This window comes from Candidatus Methylacidiphilales bacterium (assembly GCA_033875315.1).
Classification (GTDB): domain Bacteria; phylum Verrucomicrobiota; class Verrucomicrobiia; order Methylacidiphilales; family CAZTYG01; genus JANRJG01.
On record JANRJG010000038.1, the window covers coordinates 179,261 to 191,437 of the forward strand.

The following is a 12,177-nucleotide window of genomic DNA, read 5'->3' on the forward strand; positions in this document are numbered from 1 at the left end:
GGTTTGGTCTTCCTTCCCCTATGAGAATCGTCGCCACCGGAAAATACCTTCCCCCCAAGATCGTCACCAACGCCGAGCTGGAAAAAATAGTCGAGACCACCGACGAGTGGATCGTCACCCGCACCGGAATCAAGGAGCGGCGCATCGCCTCGGAGGCCGAATCCAGTTCGGAAATGGGCGCCCGTGCCGCCCAGGAAGCCCTGCGCAAGGCCGGGATCGCCGCCTCCGAGATCGACCTCATCCTGGTGGCCAGTGTCACCGCCGACGCCACCTTCCCCTCCACCGCCTGTTACGTCCAACACAAGATCGGTGCCGGCAAGTGCGCCGCCGTTGACATCCAGGCCGCCTGCTCCGGCTTCGTTTACGCCCTCGTCGTCGGCTCCCAGTTCCTCGCCACCGGTGCCTACAAGAACATCCTCGTCGTCGGTTGCGAGCGCCTCTCCTCCATCGTCGACTGGACCGACCGCTCCACCTGCGTGCTCTTCGGCGACGGTGCCGGGGCGGCCGTCATCCAGCCTCGGGCTGACGGCAAGAACGGCCTGCTCGCCTTCGACCTTGGCGCCAATGGCGGACTGCACGAAATCCTCTACCTCATGAACGGCCAAACGCCCGGGCCGGAGGGTTTGGATGCCAAAGCCGGACCGCATTACATGAAGATGTCCGGCCAGGAGGTCTTCAAACAGGCCGTGACCGAAATGGGCCGCTCGGCCAATAAAGCGCTGGAGACGGCCGGCCTCACCGTTGCCGACCTCGCCTGCGTCATCCCCCACCAGGCCAACATTCGCATCATCGAGGCCCTGCGCGACCGCCTCCAGGTCCCGCCGGAGAAATGCTTCATCAACGTCCAGCGATACGGCAACATCTCCGCCGCCTGCATCCCCGTCGGCCTCGACGAGGCCGCGGCCGAATTCTCCCTCCAGCGCGGGGACAAGATCCTCCTCGTCGCCTTCGGCGGAGGCCTGACCTGGGCCTCCTGCGTCCTGGAGTGGTGATTCCGCTTCCGCCCGTTCAGGCGGACGCCCGGCTGTCCAACAACCCCTCGATCATCCCGACCGTTTTGCGCAGGGCCCCGCTTTTGCGCTGGTACATCTCCCGCGCCTTGCAGCCCACGGCTTGGGCTTCCTGGGGATGGTCCAGCCAGCGACGCAAGATCTTCTCCAACCCGGCTTCATCCGGCACCTGTGCCAACCCGCCCCCGGCTTGGAACTCCTCCACCGCCGTGCGGAAGTTTTCCACCCGCGGCCCCACCACAACAGGCTTCCCGGCCTGCGCCGCTTCCAGAAAATTCTGGCATCCCTGGCCCTCGGGGGCGCGCAGGGTCTTGCCCACGAAGACCACCGTGGCCAGCCCGTAGGTCCGGCGCAATTCACCCGTGGTGTCCAGGATGAAGACATCCGCATGTTCACCCTCCGGCATCGCACCAGCCTCGGTGCGCAATCGCACTTTCCATCCGGCGGCGGTGATCAGTGGAACCAGCCCGGGAGTCCGCTCCACATGCCGCGGCACGAGGAGGAAGCGCAGGTCCGGATGATCTTTTTTCAGCGTGGCGTAAACCCGGAGAAGGATTTCCTCCTCGCCGGGGAACGTGCTACCGGCCATGAACACCGGATCGTCCTCCGACCAACCCGCCGCCGCACGCAGCTCCCCGGCCAACGAATCCCCACCCCCGCCATCGAGTTCATACTTGATGTTCCCGGTGATGAACAAGGCATGCGGCGGAAAACCGGCGGCGGCAAAACGGGTCCGGTCACGCTCATCCTGCACACACACCACATCCAGCAGCCCGAGGATGGGGCGGGTCCACCGGCGGACATATCGCAGTCGTTTTTCTGAGCGGATGGATAGTCGCCCGTTGATGAGCCAGACCGGGACCTTCCTTTTCCGGGCCTGCCAGAGGTGGTTGGGCCAGATTTCCTGTTCGACCAACACCAGGGCCGCGGGCCGGATATGGCGGAACGCCGAGGCAACCGCCGGGGCCAGGTCCACCGGGCTGTAAACCACCGCCGTGTGGGCGTCGGACGCACTCTCGGCCACCGCCCGGCCGGTCGACGTCGTCGTGCTCAGGACGATGTTCTGCCCGGGACGCCGCTCTCGCAACGCGCGCACCAAGGCCAGGGCAATCATCATCTCGCCGACACTGACCGCATGGATCCAAAGCGGCGACTCCAACCGGGCCAAACGCTCGCGCACCGGTTGTCGGTAAATTCCCAGTCTTTGCGAAAAGTGACGCCGGAAATGCCCCCGGCGCAGCATGCGCAACAGGTAATACGGCCAACAGACCAGAAACAGCAGCGGGAAAAGCAGATTGTAGAAGATTTTCAACACGAAGGGCGCGAAGAACGCGAAGTTGGAAGCTTGGGGATTTGAGAGAGTAGTCTTCGTTGACACTCCAAATCAACCGCCTTTCTTCGCGACCTTCGTGTTCCTGAGGTGACCCTGCCTTTTCAGGCCCGCGGGTGTGCCTTGCGGTAGGCCTGCTTCAAGCGCTCGGAGGTCACCGCCGTGTAAACCTGCGTTGTCGACAGGCTGGCATGGCCCAGAAGCTCCTGCACACTCCGAAGGTCGGCCCCCCGGTCAAGCAGATGGGTGGCAAAGGTGTGCCGCAATTTGTGCGGGCTGAGCCGGTGGTCCAGGCCGCAATACGATAGGTATTCCTTCAACATCAACTGGATCGCCCGTCCTCCCAGCGCCCGTCCATCCGGCCCCAGGAAAACCGCTTCGCCGCCCAGCTTCAACGGAAGCGCCTCCCGGTAGTTGTCCAGCGCCTCCAGCGCCGGTTCGCCCAGAACCACCAGGCGTTCCTTCTTCCCCTTGCCCATCACCCGCGCGGTGGTGGCACGGCGGTCGATGTCGTCCATTTCCAAGCGGACCAGCTCATCCAAACGCATTCCCGTGCTGTAAAAAAATTCCAGGATCGCGGCATCGCGCAGGAACTGCCAGGCCTCTTTCTTTCTTCCCCGCCCGCGTTTCACGCCCGCCGCCTCTTTCATTCTTTCCAGCGGCGCGGCCAGCAGGCGCAACACTTGTTCCTCACCCAGGAACAGGGGCAGCCGCTTCTTTTTCACCGGCAGCTTCAAGTCGGTCAGCGGATTGTCAGTCAGCCTCCCTTGTCGCTGGAGGTATTTATAGAATGACCGGAGGGCCGAGAAACGCAACCGGACCGAGGCCGGGCCCAGCCGCCGCTCTGTCGACAGGCGGTAAAGGTATTGGCGGAAGTGGGCCGGGCCCAGCTTTCCCCACTGCTGCCCCGGAAAGGCCGCCCCACACTCCAGCAGGGCCTGCCGGTAGTTCCGCCCGGTTTTGTCGGAGTATTGTTTCTGCACCCGCAGGTGGGCGAGGAATTCCTCCGCCCAAGCGGCGGGCTCGGGGAAACGATCTCCCGTGGCTTCCCCCTCTTTCTTCATCCCACCTCCGTTCCGGGGTCGCAGGCAATCCAGCGCACCAAGGGAGCCAGGCGCATGCCGCCATCATGACGCCAGAGCAACGGCGGCTCCTGCAAGTCGCCCATGCGGCACACACGACCAATGCCCAGGCGGCCCCAGGACGCCACCCACTCCTCCGGCACCCGCTCTCCGGAAACAGAAACCGCGGAAATCCGCCCGCGCCAGGGTTCCAGCAAGGCGGGATCCTGCGAGGGCACCACTTCGATGTATCCCCCACCCGGGCCGGGTTCGATGCGGGGGTCCTGCCGCAACACCACCGTCCAACCCGAAGGGTTGCCCGACTGCCAAAGCCGGTCCCCGCGTGCCGCCGCCCTCAGACGCGCCTGGCGGATCCCGGCGGCATCCCCCCCGCTTCCAGTGGGCGGCGGCCCGGCGGCTTCCAGCGCCGCCGCCAACGCCTCGGCAAAATGGCCCGCCTCTTCTCCGTTAGGACAAAGATAGGCCTGGGGCGACAAACAACCGGCTTGCCCGAAGGCCCGTATTTCGCTCGCTGCCGCGGGCGCCCACAACTCCGGGACTGTCCCCGGCAAAACCCAGCCCAGCGACAGCTTCGGACCATAGGCGACAAACATCTGATCCCAACGGGTTTCCCGGTGCAGTGCCGCCACTGTGTCCTCATTCCCGAAAACAACCACCGCCCCAGCCCGCGCCATCACCGCAGGATCATGGACCGGCAGCAACTGCACCCGTTCCCGCAGGACCACGGGCAGCGAGGCCACCAGGTCCGTGAACCCGGGAAGACCGGACGAGGGAAGTTTGAACGCCAACCGCGAGCCCAGCACCAGTCCGAGGGCCAGGGAGGTTTCCGCGGAGACCGCCAGATTGGAGGCACAAACATGATAGATCAAGGAAGGGGCCAGGGCCCGCTGCCAATGTCCCTCACGCAGGACCGCCCGGTCCAGAACCTCCTCATGGCCAAGTTCCAGCCGCAGCAAGGCCCACAAATCCACCTCGGTCCGTATCCCGGTTCCAGGGCGGTTGGCCAGCCCTTCCGCCACCAGGCGGACGCGATCACGCGTCGTGGATGCAGAAACCTCACTCATAGGACAGGGAACAGCCTCGCGCATCCGCATCCGCCACGCGACCCAGAAGTCGCAGACCGCCTTCCTCCCAACGGGCCAGGTCACGCGTGCCTACGGCCACCACACTGCCGATATTGGCCAAGTCGTAGGCCTCGACGACACCCGTCTCCCCCCGGGCGACCGGATCTCCCGTGACCGGGTCGCGGAGGACGATCCGCATCCACGGGGGGAAACGGTGCAGGCCGGTGTCGGCCCTGGCGTAGCCCTGCGACGACCACTCGGTCATGCCGTATTCATTCCAGATGGAGGAAAGCGGAAGACCGAACGATTCCGAAAGCAGGCGATAGAATTCCTCCCGGGGGATTTCCCGGTGGCGGCCCTTGAAACCCCCGGTATCGAAAACCACCGACCCCCCGGGCAAGGCCGGCAGGCCCACCCTTTCGGCCACTCCGGCCAGCGCAAACGATGTGCCCAGCAGCAGGACCGGCCTGTCCGCAGCCGCCAGGGTTCGTTTGAATTTATCGTGATCGATTTGATAGTCTGCGCCGCAGCACCATTCGACCCGCCCGCCCGCCACCTGTCGCGACAGGTGCGACACCATGTGGCTGAGGGAGGAAGACGGACGGGCGGAGGCGGGAGGGATCAGGGAAACCCAGAGATGCCCGGACAGATCGGGCAGGAACAATCGCCAGGCCGACTCGAGGGCTTTTTCGTAATAAACCAATGACCGGAAAAAGTGCCGCCCCGGCCGTCCTGTGGTGGTGCCGCTGGTCTCGAAACAGGCCACCGCTTCGGGCTCGGGAAAGGCACACACCGCCACGTCCTTGAAGGAAGCCGCCGGCATGGCCGGGAACGCGGACCACGACCCGGCTCGCGCCGGATCGAGGCAGATGGCATCCAGCAAACGGCGGTAAGCCGGGTTCATTTCCGCTTGCTGGCGCAGAAGGGCCAGAGCCAGGTCGTCGAATCCGTCCCCCGGCCACCCTGGGTCCAGGGCGGCCAGGATGCGTGCCGCGCCTTCGCCCGCGCCCGCGGGATCAAAAAAGGATGGTTGCATGGCTGGGGTTCCATGAGCATAAAAGCCCCAACCCTTTCCCGCCATGCTATTCGGCTCCAAAGAATCCCCCACCCCCGTCCGGCCTTTGGTCGGGGGCACTCAGTCACTGCGCGGTCAGATGACATTGCTTCGCGATGGCGGCTTCGAAGCCGACCTCAACGGCCAACTCCGCGCCCTGCAGAGTGTCCACCTCCTGCCCGGGGCGGTCGTCTGGGGCGGGGTTTCGGCGGCAGGAGAAATTGTCCTTCACGAGGGTAGCCAGGTGCGCGGACCAATCGAGGCCGGCGCCCTTGACCTCCAAGAAGGGGCCATCTACTCCGGCATGGTCCGGATCGGCCCCGATTCCACCCCCTAACTCCGGTGTTCAAATCCCGCAAATCCCCACCCAAGCAAACGGTCCAGTGCCCGTCCTGCCGCCACACCCAGTGGGAATACGCCGCCGCGGTCGCCACCCACTGCCACACCTGCGGCACCCGCATCCCCATCCAGGAAAAAACACGTGAGGGCCGTCTTGTCCGCCTCAAGGTGGAACGCAAGGAAATCGACTGCCACCACTGCAACCGCCCCCTGGTCATCCCGGCCGAAGCCCTCTCCTGGCAATGCCCCGGCTGTTCCTCTTACCTGGATTTCAAGGACCATGTGCTGGACCGGGAAACCTCCTCCAGCATTGAAACCTATGGCACCCTCACCGTTGGCCCGAAAGGCGTCGCCGCCGGCGTGCGCACCTCGGCCGTCTCGGCCGAAATCGCGGGCAGGATTCTCGGGCGCCTCACTTGCGTGGAAAAAGTCCGCCTTTCCGGGGAAGCCCGTCTCCACGGCCACCTCGAAGCCGAGGAAGTGGTCGTGGCCCCGGGTGCCCGGGTGGATGTCGCCCAGCTCATCGAGACCCCGCTCATCCGGGTCGACGGTCGCTTGAAGGCCACGGAAATCCTCGCCAGCCATGTCGTCGTCGGCCCCGAGGGCGACCTTGCCGCGGACGTGGTCCGCTGCTTTTCCATCCAGGTGGAAAAATGTGGACGCCTCCGCGCGCGCTTGGAAACTCGTGACAAGCCCGCCCCGCCTCCCGTGGAGCCGGAACCCGTCCCCCCCTCCCCCGAAGAAGAAGACCCCCTGGCGGAATACCTCAAATGATACCGATCCCCCGTTCAGCCCTCCTGATTGTGCTTCTTTGGCCTGCGTCTTTTCTCTGTCCTCTTGCCACGGCCGCTCCGACCGTTCCGGACGGGACGGAAGCACCTTTCCCCCGGCCCTTGGAAAGTTACCAGGACGCGCATCTGGCGGGCATCGGCGAAAAACTGCTCCACCGTGTCAAAGTTGAACCTTTCAACGCAGTAGCCACCCTCATCTTCCTCTGTGCCATCCTCCACACCTTCGCCGCATCCACCTTCATCCGCATCGCCCACCGCATCGAGGAAAAACACCACGATGCCCTGCGCCAGAAAGCGACCCAGCCGGAAGCCCACGGGGAGACCACCCCGGTCAGCTTCACGGCCACCCTGTTCCATTTTCTCGGCGAAGTGGAGGCGGCTTTCGGCCTCTGGTTGATCCCGCTCTTTGTCGCCATCGTGGTTTTTTTTGACTGGAACCACGTCCTCCAATACGTCGACCGGGCGAACTTTGCCGAACCGGTTTTCGTGGTGGTCATCATGGCCATCGCTGCAACACGCCCGGTCATCCGCCTGGCTTCGTCGTGGGCCGCCCAGGTTGCCCGCCTGGGGGGGCAATCCGTGGGTGCCTGGTGGTTGGCCATCTGCACGCTCCTGCCGGTTTTGGGCTCATTCATCACCGAACCCGCCGCCATGACCATTGCGGCCACGCTTCTGGGTGTGAAGTTTTGCCACCTCAAGCCTTCGCCCCGGCTCATGTATGCCACCCTGGGGACGCTTTTTGTGGCCGTCTCGGTCGGGGGCACGCTGACCCATTTTGCCGCCCCGCCGGTCCTGATGGTGGCCGGGAAATGGGACCTGAATACCCCGCTCATGTTGGTGCACTACGGTTGGAAAGCGGTGGCCGGCATCATCACCACCAACGCGATTGTTTATTTGTGTTTCCGGCGTGAATTTTCCCGCCTGCAATCGAAGGCAGACGAACTCGCCACCCGGCAACCTGCGACCACAGAAACGCCCATTCCTGTCTGGGTCACGGGGGTCCACTTGGCCGCCCTGGCTTGGACCGTGGCCACCCTGCACCACCCGCCTTTTGTCATCGGAGGGTTCCTCTTCTTCACCGCCTTCACCATCGCCACCGCCCACCACCAGTTCCAGGTCGCCCTGCGAGGCCCGGTCATGGTCGGTTTCTTCCTGGCCGGCTTGGTTCTCCATGGGGGGTTCCAGGGCTGGTGGATCAGCCCGCTGCTCGGTGGACTCGGGGAGTTTACCCTCTTTGCCGCCGCCACCATTCTGACTTCGTTCAATGACAACGCCGCCATCACCTACCTGGCCTCTTTTGTGCCCGAATTGAACACCCACTTGGCCGCCGACCCCCAGCGTGCCCTGGCCCTGCAATACGCCGTCCTGACCGGCGCGGTCACCGGCGGCGGATTGACCGTCATCGCCAATGCCCCCAATCCCGCCGGACAATCCATTCTGGCCAAGTATTTCCCGGATGGCATCTCCCCACTGGGTCTCTTTCTGGGGGCCCTCGGGCCGACCTTGATCGTTGCCTCCTTTTTCCTGTTCTTCAAAACCATCTGATCCTTAACCCCAATCCATGGCCTGGATCGATCCCCTTTTTTCCATCAAACCCCTGCGCAAGGCCATCTGGCGTTTGTGGTATCCTTATCTCACCCGACAATTGGCGAAGGAAGAATCCCACCGGACGGTCTTTCTCAATTACGCCTACGAAACCGAACCCCCCTGGAATCTCCCCTTGGACCCGGCGGACGAATCCGACCGCGGCTGCATCCAGCTTTACCACCACACCGCCACGCTCGGCGGCCGCAGTCTTTCCGGCCTTGATGTGCTGGAAGCCAGTTGCGGCCACGGCGGCGGCGCTTCCTACCTCACCCGCACCTTCCATCCCCGCAGCTACACCGGCCTCGACCTCAATCCGGAGGCGGTCCGCTTCTGCCAACGGCACCACTCCCTCCCGGAGCTGCGCTTCCTCACGGGCGATGCCGAGAACCTCCCTTTTCCCGACAATTCCTTCGATGCCGTGGTCAATGTCGAGGCCTCGCATTGTTACCCGGATTTCCCGCGTTTCCTAACCGGCGTATCCCGCGTGCTCCGGCCGGGCGGGTATTTCCACTATGCCGATTTTCGCTTCGATGTGGCCATCCCGGAATGGGAACAGGCCCTGCAGGCGGCACCTCTGCGTGTCTTGGAGTCCCGGGTCATCGATGCAGAAGTCCTGCGTGGCATGGACCTCAACTCCGCACGGTCAGAGGCCCTGATGCAGCGGCACCTCCCCCGCTTCCTCCATGGCCTCGGCCGCGACTTTGCCGGGATCAGGGGTTCCCGGATCTACCAGGCCCTGAAGGACGGAACCCTGTCGTATCGTTCCATGCTCTTGCGAAAATCCTAAGCCAAAAAAACGCAGCTGCACCACAGAGAGCACAGAGGTCACAGAGAAAATAATGAGTTGGGTATGACCGGAGAAGCTGTTCATGTTCGGGTGACTGCAGATTTAACGCAATCTACCTCTGTGTTCACTGTGTCCTCTGTGGTCAACCAACTGCATGCTTGCGGCCAAGCGCGGCCTGTCACTCAGACCAGCCACCAGCCAAAACTACCACTTGGAACAGGGAACACTTCCGCGGCCCCGCTCAGCAGCATTTCGCCGTGTTCAATCCTGCCTCCACTTCCGCCAAACTCCTGCAACAGCAGGTGATGCAGGGAAATCGGGGTCAGCTCGGGCGTGTGACAGGACAGCATCACCCCCAATGGCGATTCCGATATCAGCCGGCCGATGGACGACAGTAGTCCGGGCAAATCGTTTTCAATCTTGAACACCTCACCCCGCGCCCCGCGTCCGTAACTCGGGGGGTCCAGCACGACCAGATCGTAACGACGCCCGCGCCGGTGCTCGCGCTCGAGGAACTTGGCCACGTCGTCGACAATCCAGCGGACCGGACGATCGGCCAGGCCGTTGAGCGAGGCATTTTCCCTCGCCCAATCGACCATTCCCTTGGAGGCATCGACATGACAGACCTCGGCCCCGGCATGTGCGGCGGCTAGGGTGCTGCCGCCGGAGTAGGCGAAGAGGTTGAGCACCTGGGCGGCCCGTCCCTGTTTCCGGGTGAAGTCGGCACACGATGCACGGATTTTTTTCCAGGTTTCGCGTTGCTCGGGAAAAATCCCCAAGTGACCGAAGTCGGTCGAGCTCAGCCGGAAGACGGTGCCCTCGACCCCAATCTGCCAGGTGGCGGGCAGTTGATCACGACCCCGCCATTGGTTGCCTCCTTCGCGGGTGAAGGTGGCGGTGGCCCGCTGCCATTCGGCCGCGGGCAGCCGGCGACGCCACACCGCCTGGGCGCAGGGACGCACGAGGGTGACGGCGCCGAAACGCTCGAACTTTTGGAATCCGCCGCTGTCGATGAGTTCGTAATCCTGCTTCACTCGCGCCTCTCAACCGGCGGCCAAACGGCGCATCACTTCCTCGGGGCTGACCTCTTCCACCTGGGTGCAGATGGCCCAACGGTAGCCGAACGGATCACGGACCATCGAACTCCGTTCCCCCCAGGGGTAGGTCGTGGGTGGACGCAAGACCTCGGCCCCCGCCGCCACGGCCCGGGCATGGAAGCTGTCGCAGTCCTCGACGTAAAGGTTGAGGCTGAGCGGACAGCCGCCGACGCTTTCCGGGCTGACCGCACCCCACTCGGGTGTTTCATCGCACAGCATGACGATCGAATCTCCAATCTGGATTTCGCCGTGCATGATCCGGCCGGACCCGTCGGGCGTCGGCATCAGGAACCGCTCCACTGCTCCGAAGGCGGCCTTGTAGAATTCCACCGCCCGGGCTGCCCCGCGCAGGTTCAAGGACGCTGTCAGGGTGTGATGACCCTCCGGAATGGGGTTGACCTTCGTGCTCACCCCCGTTTCCTAGCCCCATCCCTGGCCAAAGTCATGCCGTAATTACCGGGCTGATTGCCTTGGTCAAAGACCCCGGAAGTTCTACACTGGAACCATGGGCACGCTTGAATTCTGGGAATTGGCCAGCTACGTGGTCACGGTCATCGGCCTCCCGTTCGGGATCGCCGTCTTCATGATGGAACAACGCAAGGAACGCCAGGGCGAGCAGGAGGAAATCTACCAGCGGCTCTCGGACGAATACCGCGAATTCCTCAAGCTGGTCTTGGAGAACCCCGACCTGCAGCTCCTCCGCAAAGGGGCCAAGCCGGCCGAATTGAGCGAAGAACAACAAGAACGGCGCCAGGCCATCTTCGAGATCCTCATCTCTCTTTTCGAACGGGCCTATCTGCTCGTCTACGAAGACAAAATGGACCCGAACACCCAGCGCCTTTGGATGACGTGGGAGGACTACATGTGGGAATGGTGCCGCCGTGAGGATTTCCGCACCGCCCTGCCGGAGTTGCTACAGGGGGAGGATCCGGACTTTTGCCGTCACATCCTCCAACTGAGCAGGAAAGATCCCGCTCAGCGGTAAACCTTGACGAGCTTTTCGCCCTTCTTCAACTGCCCGCCGGTGGTCCAGCGGATGCCATTGTAGTTGGAGCGGAAGGTCTCGCTGATGTTGCGCGGCGCCGATCCTTTGCCGTTCTGGATGGTGCCCCCTTTTGCAGCAGCGGGGGTTTTGGCTTCGGTTTTGGGGGTGGTGCATGCCGCTGACGGCTTGCCACATCCACAGGTTCCTGAATCACTCATACGTTCGTCGTGTTGTTAGCAGGAAGCGGGCCGGACTGATTCCGTTTTCCGGCTTTCCGGCCCGCACTGCTGGTTCATTTTTAACCTCAATTGATCTTCACGTCAATCTGGCGCGGCTTGGCTTCTTCGGCTTTCTGCACGCGCACATGCAGGACGCCATCCTTGAACTCGGCCGTGACTCCATTCGGGTTGGCGTCGTCCGGCAGGCTGAAGCTCCGGACAAACGACCCGTAGGACCGTTCGATCCGGTGGAACTTCTTGCCTTTTTCTTCCTTCTCGGATTTCCGCTCGCCCGCCAGCGTCAACACGCCGCGTTCCAGCGTCACGCGCACATCGGCCTTTTGCACTTCCGGCAGCTCGGCCTTGATGAGGTATTCCTTTTCATCCTCGACGATGTCCACCAACGGGGCCCACTCGGCGCGGGTCAGCCACTCGGACGGGTTGTCGTTCGTGGCCGGCACGGTCGAGCGCCCGAAGAGGGTCGCCAACCGGTTCTGGAATTCATCGAGTTCCCTCACGGGATCCCAACGGGTGATTGCTCTCATGGTTCTTGTACTCCTGATTCGGGCAGAAATGGATGTTTCCCAGCGCACGCTGCCTGATCCGCTTGCCGGGAGTGGCCACACCTGTGAACCACACCCACTGTTCTGCATCAAAAATGCCAAGCCGCTCGCGGCAGCGTCCTTTGTCCTTAGTCATTGGTCCTTAGTCATTTGTGATTTCTCGTACGTTGTTCACGCCCACCTTTTTTAGAGTCATATTGACGCACTTGGGAGTACTCATTTTTAACGTGTGTCATTTTTGCTCACTATGCAACCTGAGTCTCTGCACCT

Annotated in this window: 14 protein-coding genes; 6 read left to right on the forward strand and 8 right to left on the reverse strand. The window is 63.1% G+C overall.

The window, feature by feature from the left end:
* Positions 1–20: 20 nt before the first annotated feature.
* Positions 21–992 carry a beta-ketoacyl-ACP synthase III gene (locus SFU85_11385; GenBank protein MDX6767380.1) on the forward strand — a complete coding sequence of 324 codons (972 nt, stop codon included), beginning with the start codon at positions 21–23 and terminating at the stop codon, positions 990–992.
* 16 nt (positions 993–1,008) lie between these two features.
* On the opposite strand, the gene SFU85_11390 is transcribed toward SFU85_11385, so the two are convergent.
* The 4 genes from SFU85_11390 to SFU85_11405 form a co-directional block, all read right to left on the reverse strand.
* Entirely contained in the window at positions 1,009–2,325 is a 1,317-nt protein-coding gene (locus SFU85_11390; protein ID MDX6767381.1) for a 3-deoxy-D-manno-octulosonic acid transferase, read from the reverse strand.
* Between the two features lie 119 nt (positions 2,326–2,444).
* Positions 2,445–3,404, reverse strand: a complete 960-nt coding sequence (locus tag SFU85_11395; protein MDX6767382.1) for a tyrosine recombinase XerC — start codon at positions 3,402–3,404, stop codon at positions 2,445–2,447.
* On the reverse strand, positions 3,401–4,486 hold the full coding sequence (locus SFU85_11400; protein MDX6767383.1) for an acyl-CoA reductase: 1,086 nt from the start codon (positions 4,484–4,486) through the stop codon (positions 3,401–3,403). The genes SFU85_11395 and SFU85_11400 overlap by 4 nt, the downstream gene beginning before the upstream one ends.
* Positions 4,479–5,522 (reverse strand): hypothetical protein, encoded by a 1,044-nt coding sequence (locus SFU85_11405; protein MDX6767384.1) that lies wholly within the window; start codon positions 5,520–5,522, stop codon positions 4,479–4,481. Before SFU85_11405 ends, SFU85_11400 begins: the two co-directional genes overlap by 8 nt.
* Before the next feature lie 43 nt (positions 5,523–5,565).
* On the opposite strand from SFU85_11405, the gene SFU85_11410 reads away from it, so the two are divergent.
* The 4 genes from SFU85_11410 to SFU85_11425 are packed head-to-tail and all read left to right on the forward strand — an operon-like array spanning position 5,566 to position 9,044.
* Positions 5,566–5,877: a hypothetical protein gene (locus SFU85_11410; GenBank protein MDX6767385.1), complete on the forward strand. Its 312-nt coding sequence runs from the start codon at positions 5,566–5,568 to the stop codon at positions 5,875–5,877.
* 5 nt (positions 5,878–5,882) lie between these two features.
* Positions 5,883–6,653 (forward strand): polymer-forming cytoskeletal protein, encoded by a 771-nt coding sequence (locus SFU85_11415; GenBank protein ID MDX6767386.1) that lies wholly within the window; start codon positions 5,883–5,885, stop codon positions 6,651–6,653.
* The gene (locus tag SFU85_11420; GenBank protein MDX6767387.1) at positions 6,650–8,215 is read left to right on the forward strand and encodes a putative Na+/H+ antiporter; all 1,566 of its coding nucleotides are present in this window, start codon (positions 6,650–6,652) and stop codon (positions 8,213–8,215) included. The genes SFU85_11415 and SFU85_11420 overlap by 4 nt, the downstream gene beginning before the upstream one ends.
* Positions 8,216–8,231: 16 nt before the next feature.
* The gene (locus SFU85_11425; GenBank protein MDX6767388.1) at positions 8,232–9,044 is read left to right on the forward strand and encodes a class I SAM-dependent methyltransferase; all 813 of its coding nucleotides are present in this window, start codon (positions 8,232–8,234) and stop codon (positions 9,042–9,044) included.
* Positions 9,045–9,226: 182 nt separating this feature from the next.
* Here SFU85_11425 and SFU85_11430 read toward each other — a convergent pair whose 3' ends face one another.
* The gene (locus tag SFU85_11430; protein MDX6767389.1) at positions 9,227–10,078 is read right to left on the reverse strand and encodes a class I SAM-dependent methyltransferase; all 852 of its coding nucleotides are present in this window, start codon (positions 10,076–10,078) and stop codon (positions 9,227–9,229) included.
* A gap of 9 nt (positions 10,079–10,087) precedes the next feature.
* Positions 10,088–10,552 carry a VOC family protein gene (locus tag SFU85_11435; GenBank protein ID MDX6767390.1) on the reverse strand — a complete coding sequence of 155 codons (465 nt, stop codon included), beginning with the start codon at positions 10,550–10,552 and terminating at the stop codon, positions 10,088–10,090.
* Between the two features lie 94 nt (positions 10,553–10,646).
* Between SFU85_11435 and SFU85_11440 the strand changes: the two genes are divergently transcribed.
* A complete protein-coding gene (locus tag SFU85_11440) occupies positions 10,647–11,126 on the forward strand; it encodes a hypothetical protein (protein MDX6767391.1) in 480 nt (159 codons plus the stop codon).
* Here SFU85_11440 and SFU85_11445 read toward each other — a convergent pair.
* Both SFU85_11445 and SFU85_11450 read right to left on the reverse strand, forming a co-directional pair.
* The gene (locus SFU85_11445; protein ID MDX6767392.1) at positions 11,117–11,344 is read right to left on the reverse strand and encodes a hypothetical protein; all 228 of its coding nucleotides are present in this window, start codon (positions 11,342–11,344) and stop codon (positions 11,117–11,119) included. The genes SFU85_11440 and SFU85_11445 overlap by 10 nt on opposite strands.
* Positions 11,345–11,430: 86 nt before the next feature.
* Positions 11,431–11,889 (reverse strand): Hsp20/alpha crystallin family protein, encoded by a 459-nt coding sequence (locus tag SFU85_11450; protein ID MDX6767393.1) that lies wholly within the window; start codon positions 11,887–11,889, stop codon positions 11,431–11,433.
* Positions 11,890–12,177: the final 288 nt, after the last annotated feature.

Bases quoted from the DNA above. Each gene is read 5' to 3' on its own strand.
- SFU85_11425 (MDX6767388.1), top strand. From the start codon at position 8,232: ATGGCCTGGATCGATCCCCTTTTTTCCATCAAACCCCTGCGCAAGGCC.
- SFU85_11395 (MDX6767382.1), bottom strand. From the start codon at position 3,404: ATGAAGAAAGAGGGGGAAGCCACGGGAGATCGTTTCCCCGAGCCCGCC.
- SFU85_11410 (MDX6767385.1), top strand. From the start codon at position 5,566: ATGCTATTCGGCTCCAAAGAATCCCCCACCCCCGTCCGGCCTTTGGTC.
- SFU85_11420 (MDX6767387.1), top strand. From the start codon at position 6,650: ATGATACCGATCCCCCGTTCAGCCCTCCTGATTGTGCTTCTTTGGCCT.
- SFU85_11405 (MDX6767384.1), bottom strand. From the start codon at position 5,522: ATGCAACCATCCTTTTTTGATCCCGCGGGCGCGGGCGAAGGCGCGGCA.
- SFU85_11400 (MDX6767383.1), bottom strand. From the start codon at position 4,486: ATGAGTGAGGTTTCTGCATCCACGACGCGTGATCGCGTCCGCCTGGTG.
- SFU85_11440 (MDX6767391.1), top strand. From the start codon at position 10,647: ATGGGCACGCTTGAATTCTGGGAATTGGCCAGCTACGTGGTCACGGTC.
- SFU85_11450 (MDX6767393.1), bottom strand. From the start codon at position 11,889: ATGAGAGCAATCACCCGTTGGGATCCCGTGAGGGAACTCGATGAATTC.
- SFU85_11445 (MDX6767392.1), bottom strand. From the start codon at position 11,344: ATGAGTGATTCAGGAACCTGTGGATGTGGCAAGCCGTCAGCGGCATGC.
- SFU85_11385 (MDX6767380.1), top strand. From the start codon at position 21: ATGAGAATCGTCGCCACCGGAAAATACCTTCCCCCCAAGATCGTCACC.